We start from the raw sequence: 18,154 nt of genomic DNA, 5'->3' as shown, positions 1-18,154 counted from the left end.
ATCGTCTTCCTCTTAGCAGCTCCCCGAGCCGATATCTGTTGGCGATTCGGAACACTTCACCGAAGACGAGCGCCTCACAGCACCCAGTTCGATGTCAGCGTCGTGACATTGCCGGCGAAGAGGATCGCCATGTCGGCCACTGCATCGCCGTCGGTATCGAACAGCGCGGTCGTCTGGTCGGCAGCGGCGCTGTAGCTCAGCGTGACTTCACCCGCGATGTGGGTGAAGGCCTTCGCGAAGTGAAACGCGTCGTCCGTGCCGGCGGTATTGGTATTTGCGTCGATAGCCGAGACGTCGACACGATCGCTGAGCGTAAAGTCGGCAATGAAATCCTTCTCGGCCACGGTGCTGTCCAGGGTCGAACGGAAAACGAACGTGTCGGAACCAGCGCCGCCCTGCAATGCATTGCCCCCGCGGCCGGCGATGAGCACGTCGTTGAAATTCGATCCGGTGGCGCCTTCGATGCCGATCAGCGTATCCGTGCCGGTAAAATAGCCGGTCGCCTGTGCCACTGGCAGGCTGAAATCCACGGTGACCGCAGAGTCCGCATTCCAGAACTGCACGAAATCGAAGCCATCGCCGCCGTAGAGTGTGTCATTGCCATAACCGCCGGTCAGAAGATCGGTGCCGTCGCCGCCGTAAAGCGTGTCGTCTCCCTGGCCGCCGCCGAGGATATCGATTCCGCCCTGGCCATAAAGAGTGTCGTCGCCATCGCCACCGGACAGGCTGTTATCGCCTTCCGAACCGGTAATCCTGTCATTGAAGCGAGACCCAGAAACACTTTCGATCGAGATCAGCGTGTCGATGCCCGCCCCATGGGTATCCTGGGAGCCGGAGATGCCGAGATTCACGAAGACCGCCGCGGTCGCCGTCGAATAATCGGCGACGTCGCCGTCCGAGCCCCCGTCGAGAACGTCGTTGCCGCGGCCGCCGTTAAGCACGTCGGCACCGGCGCCGCCCATGAGGATATTGTCGCTACCGTTGCCGATCAGCACGTCCGAATATTCCGTTCCGATCAGATTCTCCACGCCCTTGATCGTGATGTTCTGATATAGGGTCGGCTGGATCTGCTGAATGCCGGTGATTGTCATATCGACATAGACGGCGCCTTTGGCATTGGCGAAGCTGACCGTGTCGATGCCGGTGCCGCCATCCAACCGGGTGATGCCGGGATAGGTTCCCGGGCCGTAGATGAGCATGTCATCGCCGCCGCCGCCGTTGAGCGTCATGTCCACGCCGATGAGGGTCAGGCCGTTAGGCACGCCGCCGATCAGCGTGTCGTCGAACGCCGATCCAATGACGCCTTCGATGCCGATCAGCGTATCGATGCCGCCACCGCCGGTGTTCTGCGCCGTGATGAGCGTCAGATCGACGGTGACGGCCGATGTCGCATCGGTATAGCTGGCGATGTCGCTATCCATGCCGCCATCGAGGATGTCGTTGCCGGCACCGCCCTGCAGAACGTCGTCGCCCGCGCCGCCGGACAAGCGATTGTCCACCCCATTGCCCGTCAAGACGTCGTTGTAGCCGGACCCGGCGAGCGCTTCGATGCCGACCAACGTATCGATGCCGACACCGGTGCTCTGCGCAGTGCCGGCCAGCAGCAGGCTGACGGCCACGCCCCGCGTCGCCGAAGCGAACGAGGCTGTGTCGAAGCCGGCACCGCCCTCGATCCAGTCGTCGCCGACGCCGCCTTCGATCAAATCATCGCCGGCTCCGCCCTCGATCCGGTTGGCACCGCGATCGCCGATCAGCGTGTCGGCATAAGCCGATCCGATCAGATTCTCGAAGCCGCTGAGACTGTCCGCGCCCACGGACGCGTTGATGAGATCCGCCAGCACGCCGCCGCTCGCAGTGGCATAGGTGACCGTATCCACCCCGACGCCGCCGATCAGTACGTCCTTGCCGCCGACACCGCCCGAGATGATGTCGTCGCCCGCGCCGCCGTCGATGCGGTTGACGCCGCCATCTCCGCCGAGCACATCATTATAGGCGCTACCGATCAGATTCTCGATGGCGATCAGCGTATCGACACCGCCGCCGCCGGTGGATTGCGGCCCAGCGAGCGATAAATTGACCCGCACGGCAGCCGCCACATCGGCATAGGTGGCCGTGTCGATGCCCGCACTGCCATCGAGCGTGTCGTTGCCGAGCCCGCCGTTGAGCAGATCATCGCCGCCGCCGCCGTTCAGGACGTTGGCGAAGGCGTTGCCGATCAGAGTGTCGTTGCCGTTGCCACCCGTGACATTCTCGACCTGGCTCAGAATGTCCATGCCGCCGGCCTCGAACTTGGCGGTGCCGGCGGTCAGATCGGCGACGATCCACCGCCATTGGCCGGCATAGCTGACCGTATCCACGCCCGATCCACCGATCACCGTGCCGCGGCCATAGGCCCGGATCTCATCGTTGCCGGCGCCCCCGTCGATGCGATAGTTGGTGCCGCCGGCGATCAGCACGTCGTCATGGGCCGATCCGATCAGGCCCTCCATGTCGATCAGAATATCCTTGCCTTCACTGCCGGAGATCTGCGCCACCCCCGGGGCCAGGCTGACGGTGACACCAGCATCGGCATGGGCATAGCTAGCGATGTCGAAACCGGCACCGCCAGACAGCGTGTCGTCGCCCTTGCCGCCCTCCAATATGTCGTCGCCGGCCCCGCCATAGAGACGATTGGCACCGTCATCTCCGGTCAGCTTGTCCGCAAAACTCGATCCGATCAGCCATTCGATGCCGGCGAGCGTGTCCGCGCCGGCGCCGCCCGACGCCTTGCCCGTGGCTAGGCTGGCGACGACGGCGGCCGCGGCCCCCGCATAGCTGGCCGTATCGATGCCATCCCCGCCCTCGAGTCGGTCATTGCCGAGCCCGCCGATCAGCACGTCATTGCCGGCACCGCCCGAGAGAATGTTCGCGCCCGCATTGCCTGTAAGCGTGTCGTTGAACGCGGAGCCGGAGAGGTTCTCGATCGCGACCAGAGTGTCGCTACCCGCGCTGCCCGTCGCCTGCGCAGTCGCGACGGCAAGGCTAACATGCACACCCCCGAAGGCCGAGGCATAGCTTGCGGTGTCATTGCCACCCCCGCCGTCGAGCCGGTCGTTGCCGGCACCGCCGTCGAGAATGTTTGCACCGGCATCACCCGTGAGCATGTCGTTGAATGCGGAACCCACCAGATTCTCGAAACTGGACAGCATGTCCGATCCCGCGCCGCCGGACACCTGGCCGGCAGCGAGGTTTACCGTCACCGCGGCCGCGGCGCCGGCGTAGGAGGCGGTATCGATGCCGGTGCCGCCGTCCAGCACATCGTTCCCGGCACCGCCTTCGATGCGATCGTCTCCACCGCCGCCACTGAGCCGGTTGACACCGGCGTCACCGGTCAGGACGTCAGCAAAGGCCGATCCGACGAGATTTTCGATCCCGATCAGCGTATCCGATCCAGCGCCGCCGCTGACCACACCGAGCGCGAGATCGGCGATCACCGCGGCCGGCGCGGAAGAATAGTCGGCCGCATCGCTACCCGCACCACCATCTAGCACATCGTCGCCGCCGCCGCCGACCAAAAGGTCATCCCCCGCACCGCCCGACAGTCGGTTGTTGCCCGTATCGCCGGTCAGAATATCGGCGAAGGCCGAGCCCTGCAGATTCTCGATCTGCAAGAGAGCGTCCATGCCAGCGCTGCCGGTATTCTGCGGGGCCGTGAGCGCCAAATTCGCGGTGACGCCGGCACCCGCGTTGACATAGCTCGCCGTGTCGATGCCGGCACCACCATCGAGCGTGTCGTTGCCAAGGCCGCCGTCCAGCACATTGTTGCCATCGTCGCCGGTAAGCACATCCGCGAATGCGGATCCGACGATGTTTTCAAACTCACCGAGCCGATCCGCTCCTGCCGCGCCGGAAGCCAAGGAGGTCTGTAGAGAGACGGTGACGCCGCCCGTTGCGGCAGCGTAGCTGACCGTATCGACCCCGCCGCCGCCGTAAAGCGCATCGCTGCCGGCGCTGCCAGCAATCACATCGTCCGCTGCGCCTCCATATACCGAGGTACCTCGGCTCGTGATGCCGGCCAAGTTCAGCGTGTTTCCGGCCGCGCTCAGATTGATCCGGTTCACATAAACGGCGGCGCCGCTGAAATCGATCGCACCACCGCTTTTGATATCGAGGGTGCTGGACTTGATCTCTGTGAGCGCATCCGCCTGCGCGGCCGTCAGGCCGACGCTATAGCCGCTATAGTCATTGACGATCTGCTCGATGCTCGTGAGCGCCGCACCGGAAAGATCGATCGACGCATCAAAGTTCAGATACAGCCGATCGGTGCCCGCGCCGCCATCGATGATTTCTCCGGCCGCCAGATCGGACGGCAGATCGAGCCCTATGTGATCGTCTCCGTCGCCGCCGTAGATCGCGTCGGCTCCCGCGCCACCGATCAGGCCATCGGCGCCGGCGCCTCCCTCCAATATGTCATTGCCGGCTTCCCCTTCCAGAAGGTCGATCCCGTCACCGCCGTGCAGAATATCATTTCCGACGCCGCCGGCGATTTGGTCGTTGCCCGCTTCACCGTTGAGGTTATCATCACCGCCGCCGCCATAGAGATAGTCGGTGCCACCGCCGCCATTGAGTGCATCCGCACCCCCATTTCCTTCGATCGTGTCGTCGGAAGCCGAGCCGAAGACCGTATCGGCCGAACCGCTGCCAACTATGCTGAACGTATAGTAGAGAGTATGCGTATTCGTGAGTATGACGGTGTTTCCACCGGCGTTCAAAGTGAGGGTCGTGCCCTGCATGGTCACGCCGGAAAAATCGGCGATGCCTGCTGTGGTCAATCTGAACTCAGTCATGTTGTCATAGGAAAAGCGGCCGACCTCAGCCGCAGCTACCCCCAGAGAGCCAGTATAGCTGATCGCCTCGATGTCCGGGTTGATCGCCGCCGCCGATAGGTTGAGATGCCCCACATCTCCAAAGATCGAGAGCGTGTCATAGCCGTCACCACCCGAATAGACTTTTCCCGCAGCAAAAGGATTGCCTGAATCGCTGATATCAATTTGGTCGTCGCCCTGCCCACCGTAGAGCGCGTCAATCCCGCTGCCCGCGCTCAGATAATCGTTGCCGCCACCTCCGTAGAGCGTGTCGTTGCCGTCTCCGCCGTCGAGCGCATCGCGGGTGTCCGATCCGGTCAGCCTATCATTGCCGCCGCCGCCATAGACGAACATTACACCGTTTTGCAGCGCCGACGCGGGCAGCACTTGGGCGAGATTGAGCGCGTCGTCTCCGGCACCGCCGTAGAAGGAGCCGGAAATCCCCTCGAAGCCCGTGATCGTCAGGTCTGGGGAAGGCGCGTGGAAAGTGACGCCGAAAACGAGGCTGTCCGTACCGTCGCCGCCGATAATCGTGCCGCCCTCATCGAGATTGCCATGCAGTTCGACACGGTCATTTCCGGTCCCGGCATCAATGATCCCAGCGCCGCCACCATAGATTTGATCGTCGCCCGCCCCGCCGTACAGGAGATCGACGCCCTGATTGTCACCATAGACGACGTCGTTGCCGTCTTCGCCATAAAGTGAATCGTCTCCAGAGCCGGCGTAGAGAAAGTCGCGGCCCGTGCCGCCGTAAAGCATATCGTTGCCGTCACCGCCCGACAACGTATCCGAGCTTGCGCCGCCTCTCAGTATATCATTGCCCTGCAGCCCATAGATGGTGTCATCGGCGACGCCGGACTTGTCGCCGTTGATGGTGTCATTGCCGGATGTGCCGTTATAGATGGGCATGATGAGAGTCCTTGGTGAATTAAGCGGGCGAGAAAATTTGGCTCAGAGTAACCAACTCGACGTCAGCGTCGTGACATCACCGGTAAACAGGATCGCCATGTCTGCGTTGGCATCGCCATTAATATCGAACAAAGCGGTGGTGGTGTTCGTGCCCGCATCATAAGCGAGCGTGAACTCGCCGGCGCTATGGGTGAACGCCGATGCCTGCACGAAAGCTTGATTCCCAGCGACCTTCGTGCTGGCGTCGATTGCCGAGACGTCGAGTATGTCGCCCTTGGCGAAATCCGTAATCCGGTCCGTTGCGGCCAGCGTGCTGTCGCCGACCGCGAGATAGACGAACCTGTCATTCTGCGTCCCGCCGGTCAGCACGTCCGCTCCCGCCCCGCCATAGAGCGTATCGAGCCCGACGCCGCCGATCAGGCTGTCGTCGCCCGCCGCGCCCTTGAGGATATCGTTGCCATAGCCGCCATCGACCGTGTCGTTGGACGAGCCGGCGTCGATCGTATCGTTGCCGTTGCCGCCAGAGATGCTGTTCACCTGCGCGGAGCCGGTGATCACGTCGTCATAAGAGGAGCCGACGATGTTCTCGATCGACAGGAACGTATCGATCCCAGCGCCATACGTGTCCTGCGCCGTCGTCAGCGCCAGGCTGATCGTCACGCCGGAGGTCGCATTGGCGTAGGACGCCGTATCGCTGCCCGCGCCGCCGTTCAGCACCTCGTCGCCAAGGCCGCCGATCAATATGTCGTTGCCGGCATTGCCGGTGAGCACGTTGTTGCCGCCATCGCCGGTGAGCTGGTCGTCATAGGCGCTGCCGGTCAGGTTCTCGATGCCAGACAGCGTGTCGGTGCCGTAGCCGGTCGACTGGGCCGCCGTGAGGCCGAGGTTCACCTTTACCGCATTGGCCGCACGCGCATAGGTGGCGGTGTCGATGCCATCGCCGCCGATCATCATATCGTTGCCGAGGCCGCCGTCCAGCACGTCGTCCCCCGCCCCGCCGGTCAGCACATTGGCGAACTGGTTGCCGGTCAGCGTATCCGCAAAGGCCGAGCCGATCACATTCTCGACATTGCGCACGACGTCCGTGCCTGCGCCGCCGGTGTTCTGATAGGTCGTGCTCACCAGATTCAGCGCGATACCTGCTGCCGCATCGGCATAGCTTACCGTGTCGAACCCCGAGCCCCCGTCGATCATGTCGTTGCCGAGACCGCCCGCCAGCGTGTCGTTGCCGAGGCCGCCGTTCAGCGTGTCATTGCCCGCGCCGCCGTAAAGCAGATTGTCGCCGCCATCCCCGGTCACAGTATCGTCAGATCCGCTTCCGATCACGCCCTCAATGCCTGACAGAAAATCCAAGTCCCCCTGGACGGCGTACATGACATTCATGACGAAGCCGGTCTGCAGGTTGACGATCAGGCCCACCGGCAGATCGCTGAAATCGGCCATGTCGACGCCATCGCCGCCAAACAGCATGTCGTTGCCGGTGCCGCCGCGCAATATATCGTCGCCCGCTCCGCCGTCGAGAATGTCGTTCCCCATATCACCGTCGAGGATGTTGGCAGAGCCATCTCCGGTCAGCGTGTCGTCAAAGGCGGAACCGATCAGATTTTCGATACTAACAAACGTATCGACGTCGCCGCCGACCCTACCGATATCCGCTGCAAGATCGGCCATGACCGCGGCCGTGGCAGACCTGTAGCTCGCCGTGTCCATCCCGGCGCCGCCGTCCAACGTGTCGCTACCGGCAACGCCGTCGAGAATGTCATTGCCATCACCGCCAGACAGCAAATTGGCTCCCGCGCTGCCGAACAGCGTATCGCTGAAGGCGGAGCCGAGGAGATTTTCAAACTGGGAAAGCGTGTCGGTACCGGCGCCGCCGGTATCCTGCGCCGCGCTTGTTCCCAGGCCGACCCTGACTCCGGCCGTCGCACCAGCATAGCTGGCCGTATCGATGCCGGCTCCGCCGTTTAGCGCGTCGTTGCCGGCACCGCCTTCGATGACATTGGCATTCGCATCGCCGGTCAGAGTGTCGTTAAATGCCGAACCGATCACCCTCTCGAAACCCGCTAGCGTATCGCTGCCCTCGCCGCTGCCCGTGCCTGTCGCGAGGCTGACGGCTACGCCGTTTGCCGCAGCCGCATAGGTCACCGTGTCGACGCCGGTGCCACCGTTCATCTGATCATTGCCGGTTCCGCCGGAGATGGTGTCGTCTCCGGCTCCGCCATATAGCAGGTCGGCGCCGGCCCCGCCGCTCAGCACATCATTGTCGGCCTCACCGTCGAGTTCGTCATTGCCAGCACCGCCGTAGAGCGTATCGGCACCGGCCTCGCCGGCGAGATAATCCAGGCCCTGGCTGCCGAAGAGGATATCTGCACCGGCTCCGCCGCCCACGCCGTCAAAACCGCTCAATGCCGAACTGAGATCGAGCGTGTCGTCGCCCGCGCTTCCCTCGAGATAGCCAGCGAGCATTTCGAATCCGACGAAAGTGACGGCACCCTCAAAATGCGCCTGCATGTCTGCCCTGAATGTGTCCGTGCCGGCGCCGCCGTCCACGATGCCGATCAGGGTCGTATCCTCGTTGATGTAGACGAAATCGTTTCCGGCACCGCCATAGAGCGTGACGCGGCCGCCGCCCGAGAATCTGTCATTGCCATCTCCGCCGTAGAGCGCGTTGGTGCCAGTTTCGCTGGCGCCTTCCCCATAACCGGAAAGCGTGTCGTCGCCCGCGCCGCCGTAGAGGGTGTCGTCACCCGTGCCACCTCGAATGTCATCCTTCTCCGCACCACCGATGATGATGTCATTCCCAAGACCACCCCAGATGATCAGCGAACCGGTGATGCCAGACAGGCCGCTGAGATCGAGAACGTCGTCACCCGTGCCGCCAAAGAGACTGCCGCTGACCGTCTCGAATCCGGAAAAGGCCACGCCGGCCGTGCCCGTGTCGAATTTGGCGGAATTGAAAGCGAGGCTGTCAGTTCCGGCACCGCCGTCGATAGGCCCACCAACGATCGCCGCGTTTGCGAAGATAACGCTGTCATTTCCATCGCCGCCGCTGATCGTGTCGCCGATGCCCGAACTAGTGATCTTGTCGTCGCCCGCACCGCCAGTCAGCATATTGGTGCCCGCGCCGCCGTCGATCGTATCCGCGCCATCTCCGCCGTCGATCGTGTCGTTGCCGCCTAGGCCGTTCAATATGTCATTGCCCGCAAGCCCGTTGATGACGTCGGCGCCGCTGCCGCCATTGATCGTGTCGTTGCCGGACGTGCCGTTATAGGTGGGCATGCTCATCATCTCCGATGGGGAGGGCTGCGGCGCGCGTCGGTGCGCCGGCGAAGGGAGGAAGCGGGAAGGGCCTGGGTCAGGGACGGGGCGGCAGGATGTCCGCTGGTGCCGCGCGGCACCGATGCTGGTCGGACGCGCCCCCGCGTCCGGATCGAAACGAATCCGTCACATCGAAACCCCTATATGCCCCATTAAAACTAAGACAGGATTCGATGACGACTTCAAGGCTTTCAAAAGAACCGAAATGGTTGCGACATCCCGGAACGGCGGGGATCGATCGACAGGGGTCGATAACGAAGCGGGAATGACGGAGAGGATGGTTTTCCTTCCCCCCTGCCCCGTTCCTCACGCACCGGCCGCATGACAGGATATTCAGCTCGCCCGCGCACCGGGCCTCACAACGCGTTCAGAAACGCGTCGGCCGGCACCGCGCCGAGCCAGGCCTGCAGCCGCTCGGCGAGCTCCGCCGAAACGGCGAGGCCGCGGGCGTCGGCCTCATGGGCCGCTCGATCGTCGCCGGCCTCGGAGAGCAGGGTGACCTGGCCGGCAAGCTCGGCATGGTGATGCACCAGCGCGGGGACGGACATGGCGGAGAGCGGGCGCCAGCCAGGCTGCATCGGTCGATCCTTTCGAAGGGGGAGGGGCAGATCCGGCATCAGGCGGCGCTTCGCAGCGGCGGGGCCGGACGGCGGCCGCGCCGTTCCTCCCCATCGTCGAGGCGCAGGCGCGCGGCATCCTCGCCCCGGCGAAGCGCCGCGAGCAGGCGCCGGGCGATGCCCGCCCCGGCCGCGATGCTGTCGGCATGCGCGCCGGCATAGTCGGCCGGGCAGATGCCGAACGCGCGCTCGCCCGCCGAGGGCGGCAGCGCCGCGCCTTCGGCCGCCAGGAAGGCGCCGAGATGCTGGAGCGCGAACGGCATGCCATGCGGCCCGCCCGCTTGGGCGACGGCACGCGCGGCCGCCCGATCGATGCGGTCGACATGGGCACGGCGCAGGGCCGCGATTTCGATGGCGGTCAAAACAGGCCCTTTCCTGCCCGAATCTGCGACACTAATATGCGATTATCGCATAATATGAGTCAAGATGCGATCTTCGATGATCGCATATCGATTCGCGCTTGCCCCGATGTTCCTGAAATGTTCCAATGGGTCCGGGACGACTCGTGGTCAGCAGGGAGAGGGCATTGCGGCAGCGTATCTGGTACAGGGTGTCGGTGCTGGGCGCAGCGCGCGGCCCCTGGCGGGACCGTCTCGAGACTGCCCGGCACGACGCCATTCAGCTCGGCCTCGGCGCCTGGCATGGCGAGCGATTCTATCTGAGCGTGCCGGCGGATATCGAGCGGCGCGAGGGGGCAGAGGGAGCGTAAGCGGCGGCCTCCTACGGGTCCGTTGCGCGCTTCGCCGTCATGCCGACTTCGCGGCAGGCGGGGCTATGCCGAGCCCGGTCGACGGATCGGGATGACGCAATGCTGCCGCGCCGCGCTTCGGCTTTGCACGGCGGTCGCCGCGCCGAAGACGATGGAACGAACGCCTGCCGTTACAGCCGTCGGCGGGGCAGATCGCGGAAGGAGTAGGAGAAGACGCGGCCGATGATCGTGATCGGCTCGGCCCCCAGCACGATCTCCTTATGCGCGGGATTGCTGGAGCAGGGCACCAGCCGCGCCGGACCCTCCTGATATTCCTTGAAAGTGGTGTCGCCGTCCGCCGTCTGCACGACGTAGCGCCAGCCGGGCCAGAGCGCCTTGTCGTCCGGATCGATCACCACGATCGTCCCCTCCGGCGCGATCAGGTCCATCGAATCGCCGCTGACGACGAGCGCGAAGGCGTGCGGCGGCGTGTCCGGATCGGCGATGGCATGGCGCCGCCCGCTCTCGGGCACCGCCTCACGAAAGCCGCCCGCCGGCACCGCGCCAAGCAACGGGATGGAACGCAGCGCCGGCGCCGCCGGCTCGCCGCCGCCTCCACCCGAGAGCACCGCCTCGATCGCCGCCATCTCCGGCACGGTGATCCGCCGCCCGGCCTTGCCGAGCGACTTGGAAAGCTTGTTCTCGTCGATGCCGGTCGCGGCCGCGAGCTCACGCAAGGTGAGGTCGAGCTCGGTCATGCGCTGGCGAATCTCGGCGGGTGTCATGGCCGGACGAGGATCGCAGATCGACGCAGAACAGCAAGTGCGATTTTCGCATATTTTCGCTTGCGCCATGTATGCGATTGTAGCAGATAATCACCCCATGACGAATCACCCTCCCCAGCATCGCTGCCCCGCCTGCACCGCGCTCACGGTCAGTATCGAGGCGATCCACTGCACTCTTCCCGGCTGCCCGCTGCGCGACGGCGGCCGGGGCCGCCGCGCCCGGCTGCGCCTCAGGCTCGGCGAAAAGGATGCGGCATGAGCACGCCTGCGCCGCTGACTCCGGCGGACAGCGATCTGCGCAGCTTCCCCTTCATGCCCCTGCAGGTGGCGCGGCTGCGCGACAGCGGCATGGCCGCGGAGATCGCGCCGGAGGCGTGCTGGTATGCGGTGCTGCTGTGGGCCGCGGCCTGGCATCAGCTGCCGGCGGGCAGCCTGCCGGACAATGACGCCGCGCTGATGCGGCTGGCGGGGCTGGGGCGCGACGCGCGCACCTGGCGCCGGCACCGCGACGCGGCGCTGCGCGGCTTCCTCCTGTGCAGCGACGGGCGGCTCTACCATCCGGTGATCGCCGAGCAGGTGCACGCCGCATGGGCGGAGAAATGCGCCTATCGCACCCGCAAGGAGAAGCGCAGCGCGATCGCGCGCAAGGCCGCAGCAGTGCGCTGGGCGGGCCATGCGCCGTCCGCGGACGATGCGTCCGCCATGCCCGATGCACTGCCGAAAGAGACAGGGACAGAGACAGAGACAGGGAGACTCGCTGCCGATGAAGCGGCGTGCGCGGGCGAGGATCCGATCGCGCTGGCGGCCGAGCTCTGCCGGATAGCAGGCGTCCGCCATGTAGAGCCCGCGGCGATCCTGCGGGCGCAAGGCGTGGTGCGGCAATGGCTGGCCGAGGGCTTCGATCCCGTCGGGGAGATCACCCCGGCGATCCGCGGCGCCGTCTCCGCCGCCCGCGCCGAACGCATTTCCTCGCTGGCCTATTTCGACGGGCCTCTCCGCCAACTGCGCGCCCGCAAGGAGGCCCGCGACCATGGACATCGAAACACGCCCGCCGCGCTGCGCGGCCCCCGCCCCGATCCCGCGCTCGATATGTGGCGCGACGCCCAGCGGCGGCTCGCCGCGGACGCAGACGAAGCCGGCGACGCCGGCGACGCCGGCGGGCCGGACGGTGCCGCCGCGGATCCAGGCGCTGATCTCGGAACTGGGGCTGCGCTACCGCCCTACCTCGCAGACCGACATCGAGGCGCATAGCGCGACGCTGGCGCTGCTGGCGCGCGATCTCGCCGAGATGCCGCCCGCGCTGCTCGATGCCGCGATCGGCCGCTGGGCGACGGCCAAGCCCTTTCTGCCCAAGGCGTGCGAGCTGATCGCGCTGGCCCGCGAGCTGATGCCCGCCCCGGCCCGCGGCGCGACCGCCCGGCCGCTTTCGGAAACCTACAACGACCGCATCGCCGCCGAAGCCGGAGGCCGCCCGGCCCCGCGCTGGCGCGAGGATGCGCACGGCAACCTCTTTCTTACCGGAGACGACGCATGAGCAATGCCATCCTCGCCAGCCTCAGCCCGCGCGAACGGGCGGTCTACGATCTCGTCGCCGCCGCGGCCGACCGCGGCGAGCCCGCGCCCACCAATCGCGCGATCATGACGCTGCTGCGCGGCGCCACCCCATCGATCGGTCCACGCACCCTCGCCCGGCTGGAACGCAAGGGCGCGATCCGGGTGGAAGCCTTCTCCTGCGGGCGGATCATCACCATTATGCGCACCGGCCGCTCCACCCGCGCGCCCGAAAGCCGCCAGCCGCACTGGCGCCAGCTGAAGGCCGCGGCGGCGCGCATCGCGGCCCCGCAGGCCATCGGCGCCCCGCCCCGCCCGGTGCTCGACGGCGCGGCCCCCGCACCTTCCTTCGGCATCGTGCGCGACGATTATGGCGCGCTCGCCGAGGAGATCCAGCGCGAAGCCTTCCGGCGCGACCAGGCCTTGAGCGCCTTCCTGTCGCGCCTGGTGGGCCTTGGCTGGCACGAATATGCGCGGGGACGCACGGGCGACGCCGCGAAGGCGTGAGAGCGTGTTTGGAAATGCGCGAACGAGCGCATTCGAGGCGGCGGCGGCGCCTGTACGGAAGGATGCGTTGAATCCGTCTAAATATTTGTACAGATGGAATTGCCAATTCCGTCTGTATGCCGGCTGAATTGCAGCCCCCGATATTTCCCGCCTGACCGTCATAGGCGGAAAAAAGTTTCGCCGGGATGTAACCGATCGGGCCGCCGCGCCGAATAGGAGGTCATGAGCCTTCGCCCTCTCTCGATGCTGCTGTCGCGTTCGCCGTCGCGACCTGCTGCGCCCGATGTGACGGCGCAGGATGCGTGGGGCGGACTGATGGCCGCCGCGCAGGATGGCAATGGCGGCGCCTATCGGCGGCTGCTGGGCGAGGTTTCGGGCTGGCTGCGGCGCTATTTCCAGCGGCGCCTGCCTCCCGCGGAGATCGACGATGCGGTGCAGGAGACGCTGATGGCGATCCATCGGCGGCGGCACAGCTATGATCCCCGCCTGCCTTTCGCGCCCTGGCTGGCGGCGATCGCCCGGCGGAAATGGATCGACCAGTTGCGCGGCCTCGCGCGGCGGCCGGACGAGATGCCGGCCGACGAGATCGCGGTGGCGGATCATGAGGCGGCAGTGACGAGCGCGTCGGTTCTGGCCAGCCTGATCCGGCGGCTCCGCCCGGCCGAGGCCGAGGCGATCAGGCTGGTGAAGCTCCAAGGATACAGCATCGAGGAGGCATCGCGCGAGACCGGCCAGTCCCCCTCCGCCGTCAAGGTCAACGTCCATCGCGGCCTCGCGCGGCTGACCGCATTCATCGAGAAGAACCATGATGTCGAATGACGCCCTGATCCTCGATCTTTCCGCCCGTCTCGATCCCGTCCGGCGGCGCAGCGCGCGGCGCGAGGCGGCATTGCTGCTGGCGCTCGGCGCGATCGAGCTTGCGCTTTTCCTCGGCCTGGGGCTGATGCGGCCCGACATGGGGCGGATGATCGGCTCGCCCTATATGTTGTGGAAGCTGGGCGGCCTTGCCGGCTTCGTCCTGCTGAGCGGGGCGACCGCGCTCCGATCCTTCTCGCCGCCCGCCTCGCCGCGCCGGGGCCTGGGCCTCGCCATCGGTTTTGCGGGCGCGGCGATGGTCGCCGGCCTGCCGCTCGGCTCCTCTTTCGCGAACGATACGCTGTGGGAGCGGCTGTCCCCCGTGCACGGCCTGCTCTGCAGCCTGTGCATCGTCATCCTCTCCCTGCCGATGATGGGCATGATGGCGGTGCTGCTGCGGCGGGGTGCGCCGGCGCATCCGGGCGGCAGCGCCCTGGCGGCCGGGCTGGCGGCGGGCGGCTGGGGGGCGCTCGTCTTCGCCTTCTGCTGTCCGGCCAACGATCCGCTCTACGTCGTCACCTGGTATTTCGCCGGATGCGCTGCCGTGGCCGCCCTGGCTCGGTGGATCCTGCCCAGGGGCTTCCGCCTCTAATATCCGGCAGCACGGCTGCCTGCCCGCTCCATCGCCGGGCGCCTCCCCCGAGCCTCCGGGGTCGGGCGCGCCGGCCCCGTCCTGCCATTTCGCAGAAAGAGGATATCGATATGACCCATCCGCATCAGCATCGGGCCGCGGCGGCCGACAAGGGCTGGCTGAAATCCTATTATGCCGTCCGCGCGCTGTTCTCGCTTCTCTGGGTGGCGCTGGCCTTCACGATCGGCAGGAACGTGCCGGCCATCGGCACCGGCCTGCTGCTGCTCTATCCGGCGTGGGACAGCCTCGCCAACCTGTATGACGCGCGGCGCAGCGGCGGGCTGCGCGCCAATCCCAGCCAGGCGGTCAACATGGTGGCGAGCGCCCTCGTGACGCTGGCGATCGCGGCCGCCCTGATCGCCACGCGCGATCTGCATGCCGCGATCGGCGTGATCGGCCTGTGGGCGATCCTCGCCGGCCTCCTCCAGCTCGCGACTGCGCTGCGCCGCCGGGGTGGCGTCGGCGCGCAGTGGCCGATGATGCTGAGCGGCGCGCAATCCTGTCTGGCGGGCGGCCATTTCGCCAAGATGGCCGCCGATGCATCGGCCCATCCGGGCGTCGCCGACGTCGCGCCCTACGCAGCCTTCGGTGCCTTTTATTTCGCAATCTCGGCGGCGGTGCTCGCCTGGCGGGCGCGGCGGGACTGATCCGTATCGCAAGCCCGGCCGCAATCTGCTTCGCACGGCAGATTGCGGCCGGGCGGGCTGGCGGCGAGCCCGTCGTGGCGGCTGGCGATGCGTCCGAAATCGTCGGGGTGACAGACCACGCGTTCGCCTCGACCCCATCCCCACGAATCGATCATCGACGAGATCGAGAAGCTGGCGCCGGGAGCATTCTACCGCACTCTCACCGCAAACCGCGGATCGCCCCCCGTGCTGAAAGGTTGGGAAAAAAGGCTGATTTCCGAGATGGAGCGGGTAGCGGGAATCGAACCCGCGTCACAAGCTTGGAAGGCTAGTGCTCTACCATTGAGCTATACCCGCGCCCGAATGCCAGTGCCACCGATGCCCGATGCCGTCAACGGGGGTCGTCAGCGCGCGAAGGTCAGTTGCGTGCGCGGGAGCGTGGTCGGGCAGCGGCCTTCTGGAAGCGGCGACGAATGGAGGCGGGCCGCAGCGATGCCGACGAGCGTGGCAGGTGCGGCGCCTGCACTCTTGCGGGCCAGCATGCCGGCTTCGGCGCAATCGCCGATCGTGGTGGATGCATGCCCATAGGCGTTGGCGATCGTCGTGGCGAACCGGTCATAGGCACCGGGTGCCGCGCCGGTCACGATGAAATGGCGGCGGATGACGATGTTGGCGGAATCGAGCGTGCGGCGATGCGCGACGACAAAGGCGTTATATTCGTCGCTAATGTCCATGCCGGCGCTGCGGCAACGCAGCGTGGCGACCATCAGCATCGTCTGCATCTCCCGCAGGCCGGCGGCTGCGGCCTCGCGCTCCTGCCAGCAGCCCGCCGCCGCGGGCAGAGGCGCCAGGAGCAAAACCGCGGCGCCTGCCGCGGCCATTACCGATCCGACATGTCGAAAGCTGCGCCCTCTGCCCTGCATGGCGCAATGCTGACACGACCGAGGTTACCCATTCGATAACCGGCCGCCGAAAGCGTGCATTTTGCGCGGCCGGAAAATGGCTTGCCGCCTATCTCCGTCTCACGCAACCGGAAGCAAAGGTTGCGGGACCATGTCTTGTGGATGACGGGTTTGCGTCGATTGGACGCAATGTCGAACAAATATTTAAATGACAGTAATGTTATTATCGTGACAGCACACATCCATTCGGCACCTGCAATATGGGCGGGCAGTATTTCGACGATTTCGGCCACGAACTTCGCTATTGTCGAGCGATAACCGAGCCGAATCGACGTGGCTCTTGCGAGGGAGCGGGATTATGGTGACCATTGCATCGGTTGCGCGCCGGGTTACGCGCGCGGTCCGCTTCGGCCGTTATGGTCATAAGAAGGTCTTCGAACATATTTTCGACAGCCGCTATTGGGGCGACAAGGAAAGCGTCAGCGGCATGGGATCCAGCCTGGAGCAGACCGCGGACATTCGCCGCGAACTTCCGCTCCTGATGCAGCGGCACGATATCAGGACGCTGTTCGATGCGCCTTGCGGCGACCTGCACTGGATGCGCCACATATTGAGCGAGACCGATATCGATTATATCGGCGGCGACGTCGTGGCGGGTGTCGTCGAGACGGCCAAGGCAAAGTTCGAGGGAGAAAACGCGCATTTCCGCGTGTTCGATATCATCGAGGACGATTTTCCCGATGCCGACATGTGGCTGTGCCGCGACGTACTCTTTCATTTCTCCTACAAGAACATCAATGAAGCGCTGCGTAATTTCGCGCGCTCCACCGTGAAATACATATTGGTCACGACGCATACGAGCCCGCACGTGATCAATCGCAATATCGTGACCGGCGATTTCCGGCAGGTGGATCTGTTCAAGCCGCCATTCAACTTTCCGCCCAGCATCGTGATCGATCGTTTCAAGGACTATGCGCCTCCCGCCAATCCGCGCGACATGGTGATGATCAGCCGCGAGGATATCGCCACGCTCGTCAAATAGGCGCGCCTCCGGCCGCGGCGGGCGTCAGCGGCTCGTCTTCCTCGCCGAGCTTGCGGGCGTTCACGGCGATGTGGCCGCCCTCGATGCGGATCTCGTTGAACGAGGGCGGTGCGGCGCGGACGCGCTGCGAAAGCGTGCCGGCGCCGATCAGGCGGATGGTGCGGCCCGCCGCCTCGACCGGCAGGTCGAACGGATCGTGGACATGGCCGGTGAGCACCGCATGCGCCCCCGCCCCGGCCAGCGCCGCCAGCGCCTCCGCCCCGCCGCGGGTACGGGCGTGGCTGCGCGTGCCGGGCTCGACGAGGGGATGATGCGCGGCGACCAGGATCGCCTGCTCGCCCTGGGCCGCTTCGACCTGTGCAAGCGCGCGGCGCAGCGCCCCGGCGCTGACATGGCCCTTCGACCAGTTGAGCCGCAACTGGAAGCGCGCCGTGGTCTTGAGCGGCACCACCGCCACCCCCTTCACCTCCAGCGGCGTCTCGATCATCGCCTCGAGCGCGCGGGTGCGGCGATAGGGGGCGAGGAAGCGGGCGGCGAGATCGAAATAGGGAAGATCGTGATTGCCCGCCTCCACCGTCACCGGCCGGCCGAGCCCCTTCAGCCATTCGGCCGCCGCGGCGAACTCGCGGGAGCGCGCGCGCATGGTGAGATCGCCGGTCATGATCACCGCGTCGGGCCGCTCGGCATCGGTGCGGCGCTTGAACCAGGCGAGCGCCTCGCGATCCTCGCAGCCGAAATGCAGGTCGCTGACATGGAACAGGCGGATCATCGAGGCTCCTTCCCGCGCCCTCGCCGGCGCATGAGCGCCCAACGCACGAACCCGCATCGGGATCGGCGAAGGCGCATGACAGGCCGGCCGCCATACGGTAGCAGCCGCTT

Annotated in this window: 17 protein-coding genes and 1 tRNA gene; 9 read left to right on the top strand and 9 right to left on the bottom strand. The window is 65.9% G+C overall.

Annotated elements, in window-relative coordinates; all coding sequences use genetic code 11:
• Positions 1 to 74: 74 nt before the first annotated feature.
• The 4 genes from GQY20_RS05350 to GQY20_RS05335 form a co-directional block, all read right to left on the bottom strand.
• A complete protein-coding gene (locus tag GQY20_RS05350) occupies positions 75 to 5,753 on the bottom strand; it encodes a calcium-binding protein (protein WP_157215952.1) in 5,679 nt (1,892 codons plus the stop codon).
• Positions 5,754 to 5,795: 42 nt separating this feature from the next.
• On the bottom strand, positions 5,796 to 9,032 hold the full coding sequence (locus tag GQY20_RS32455) for a beta strand repeat-containing protein (protein WP_269769720.1): 3,237 nt from the start codon (positions 9,030 to 9,032) through the stop codon (positions 5,796 to 5,798).
• A gap of 395 nt (positions 9,033 to 9,427) precedes the next feature.
• Positions 9,428 to 9,649, bottom strand: a complete 222-nt coding sequence (locus tag GQY20_RS05340; RefSeq protein ID WP_157215950.1) for a hypothetical protein — start codon at positions 9,647 to 9,649, stop codon at positions 9,428 to 9,430.
• Positions 9,650 to 9,687: 38 nt separating this feature from the next.
• Positions 9,688 to 10,050, bottom strand: a complete 363-nt coding sequence (locus tag GQY20_RS05335) for a hypothetical protein (RefSeq protein WP_157215949.1) — start codon at positions 10,048 to 10,050, stop codon at positions 9,688 to 9,690.
• A gap of 164 nt (positions 10,051 to 10,214) precedes the next feature.
• Here GQY20_RS05335 and GQY20_RS05330 point away from each other — a divergent pair, with 164 nt between their 5' ends.
• Positions 10,215 to 10,397: a hypothetical protein gene (locus GQY20_RS05330; protein ID WP_157215948.1), complete on the top strand. Its 183-nt coding sequence runs from the start codon at positions 10,215 to 10,217 to the stop codon at positions 10,395 to 10,397.
• 170 nt (positions 10,398 to 10,567) lie between these two features.
• Here the strand turns inward: GQY20_RS05330 and GQY20_RS05325 are convergent, their stop codons facing one another.
• Positions 10,568 to 11,134 carry a LexA family protein gene (locus GQY20_RS05325; protein ID WP_232475890.1) on the bottom strand — a complete coding sequence of 189 codons (567 nt, stop codon included), beginning with the start codon at positions 11,132 to 11,134 and terminating at the stop codon, positions 10,568 to 10,570.
• Between the two features lie 124 nt (positions 11,135 to 11,258).
• Between GQY20_RS05325 and GQY20_RS05320 the strand changes: the two genes are divergently transcribed.
• From GQY20_RS05320 to GQY20_RS05290, 7 genes are all read left to right on the top strand, one after another.
• Positions 11,259 to 11,420, top strand: coding sequence for a hypothetical protein (locus GQY20_RS05320; protein ID WP_157215946.1), 162 nt, complete (start codon positions 11,259 to 11,261; stop codon positions 11,418 to 11,420).
• A complete protein-coding gene (locus GQY20_RS05315; protein ID WP_157215945.1) occupies positions 11,417 to 12,412 on the top strand; it encodes a DUF1376 domain-containing protein in 996 nt (331 codons plus the stop codon). Before GQY20_RS05320 ends, GQY20_RS05315 begins: the two co-directional genes overlap by 4 nt.
• Positions 12,330 to 12,695: a hypothetical protein gene (locus GQY20_RS05310; RefSeq protein ID WP_157215944.1), complete on the top strand. Its 366-nt coding sequence runs from the start codon at positions 12,330 to 12,332 to the stop codon at positions 12,693 to 12,695. Before GQY20_RS05315 ends, GQY20_RS05310 begins: the two co-directional genes overlap by 83 nt.
• Positions 12,692 to 13,219: a helix-turn-helix domain-containing protein gene (locus GQY20_RS05305; RefSeq protein WP_157215943.1), complete on the top strand. Its 528-nt coding sequence runs from the start codon at positions 12,692 to 12,694 to the stop codon at positions 13,217 to 13,219. The genes GQY20_RS05310 and GQY20_RS05305 overlap by 4 nt, the downstream gene beginning before the upstream one ends.
• 315 nt (positions 13,220 to 13,534) lie before the next feature.
• Entirely contained in the window at positions 13,535 to 14,038 is a 504-nt protein-coding gene (locus tag GQY20_RS05300; protein WP_157216175.1) for a sigma-70 family RNA polymerase sigma factor, read from the top strand.
• Positions 14,028 to 14,666, top strand: a complete 639-nt coding sequence (locus GQY20_RS05295; RefSeq protein WP_157216176.1) for an NrsF family protein — start codon at positions 14,028 to 14,030, stop codon at positions 14,664 to 14,666. The genes GQY20_RS05300 and GQY20_RS05295 overlap by 11 nt, the downstream gene beginning before the upstream one ends.
• 110 nt (positions 14,667 to 14,776) lie before the next feature.
• A complete protein-coding gene (locus GQY20_RS05290; protein ID WP_157215942.1) occupies positions 14,777 to 15,352 on the top strand; it encodes a DUF308 domain-containing protein in 576 nt (191 codons plus the stop codon).
• A gap of 262 nt (positions 15,353 to 15,614) precedes the next feature.
• Here the strand turns inward: GQY20_RS05290 and GQY20_RS05285 are convergent.
• The 3 genes from GQY20_RS05285 to GQY20_RS05275 form a co-directional block, all read right to left on the bottom strand.
• Positions 15,615 to 15,688: transfer RNA gene (locus GQY20_RS05285), tRNA-Gly, on the bottom strand.
• A gap of 47 nt (positions 15,689 to 15,735) precedes the next feature.
• Positions 15,736 to 16,212: a hypothetical protein gene (locus GQY20_RS05280; RefSeq protein WP_157215941.1), complete on the bottom strand. Its 477-nt coding sequence runs from the start codon at positions 16,210 to 16,212 to the stop codon at positions 15,736 to 15,738.
• A complete protein-coding gene (locus GQY20_RS05275; RefSeq protein WP_157215940.1) occupies positions 16,212 to 16,526 on the bottom strand; it encodes a hypothetical protein in 315 nt (104 codons plus the stop codon). Before GQY20_RS05275 ends, GQY20_RS05280 begins: the two co-directional genes overlap by 1 nt.
• 65 nt (positions 16,527 to 16,591) lie before the next feature.
• Between GQY20_RS05275 and GQY20_RS05270 the strand changes: the two genes are divergently transcribed.
• A complete protein-coding gene (locus tag GQY20_RS05270; RefSeq protein WP_157215939.1) occupies positions 16,592 to 17,275 on the top strand; it encodes a class I SAM-dependent methyltransferase in 684 nt (227 codons plus the stop codon).
• On the opposite strand, the gene GQY20_RS05265 is transcribed toward GQY20_RS05270, so the two are convergent.
• The gene (locus GQY20_RS05265; protein ID WP_157215938.1) at positions 17,268 to 18,044 is read right to left on the bottom strand and encodes a metallophosphoesterase family protein; all 777 of its coding nucleotides are present in this window, start codon (positions 18,042 to 18,044) and stop codon (positions 17,268 to 17,270) included. The genes GQY20_RS05270 and GQY20_RS05265 overlap by 8 nt on opposite strands.
• Between the last annotated feature and the right edge of the window lie 110 nt (positions 18,045 to 18,154).

This window comes from Flavisphingomonas formosensis (genome assembly GCF_009755815.1).
Lineage (GTDB): Bacteria > Pseudomonadota > Alphaproteobacteria > Sphingomonadales > Sphingomonadaceae > Flavisphingomonas > Flavisphingomonas formosensis.
This window is presented reverse-complemented; position numbering and strand designations above follow the sequence as displayed.

What these genes read in the sequence shown, in the direction of transcription:
- GQY20_RS05270 (WP_157215939.1), top strand. Translation starts at nt 16,592, where the DNA reads ATGGTGACCATTGCATCGGTTGCGCGCCGGGTTACGCGCGCGGTCCGC.
- GQY20_RS05280 (WP_157215941.1), bottom strand. Translation starts at nt 16,212, where the DNA reads ATGGCCGCGGCAGGCGCCGCGGTTTTGCTCCTGGCGCCTCTGCCCGCG.
- GQY20_RS05305 (WP_157215943.1), top strand. Translation starts at nt 12,692, where the DNA reads ATGAGCAATGCCATCCTCGCCAGCCTCAGCCCGCGCGAACGGGCGGTC.
- GQY20_RS05265 (WP_157215938.1), bottom strand. Translation starts at nt 18,044, where the DNA reads ATGATCCGCCTGTTCCATGTCAGCGACCTGCATTTCGGCTGCGAGGAT.
- GQY20_RS32455 (WP_269769720.1), bottom strand. Translation starts at nt 9,032, where the DNA reads ATGCCCACCTATAACGGCACGTCCGGCAACGACACGATCAATGGCGGC.
- GQY20_RS05300 (WP_157216175.1), top strand. Translation starts at nt 13,535, where the DNA reads ATGGCCGCCGCGCAGGATGGCAATGGCGGCGCCTATCGGCGGCTGCTG.
- GQY20_RS05295 (WP_157216176.1), top strand. Translation starts at nt 14,028, where the DNA reads ATGTCGAATGACGCCCTGATCCTCGATCTTTCCGCCCGTCTCGATCCC.
- GQY20_RS05350 (WP_157215952.1), bottom strand. Translation starts at nt 5,753, where the DNA reads ATGCCCATCTATAACGGCACATCCGGCAATGACACCATCAACGGCGAC.
- GQY20_RS05290 (WP_157215942.1), top strand. Translation starts at nt 14,777, where the DNA reads ATGACCCATCCGCATCAGCATCGGGCCGCGGCGGCCGACAAGGGCTGG.
- GQY20_RS05325 (WP_232475890.1), bottom strand. Translation starts at nt 11,134, where the DNA reads ATGACCGAGCTCGACCTCACCTTGCGTGAGCTCGCGGCCGCGACCGGC.
- GQY20_RS05315 (WP_157215945.1), top strand. Translation starts at nt 11,417, where the DNA reads ATGAGCACGCCTGCGCCGCTGACTCCGGCGGACAGCGATCTGCGCAGC.
- GQY20_RS05320 (WP_157215946.1), top strand. Translation starts at nt 11,259, where the DNA reads ATGACGAATCACCCTCCCCAGCATCGCTGCCCCGCCTGCACCGCGCTC.
- GQY20_RS05340 (WP_157215950.1), bottom strand. Translation starts at nt 9,649, where the DNA reads ATGCAGCCTGGCTGGCGCCCGCTCTCCGCCATGTCCGTCCCCGCGCTG.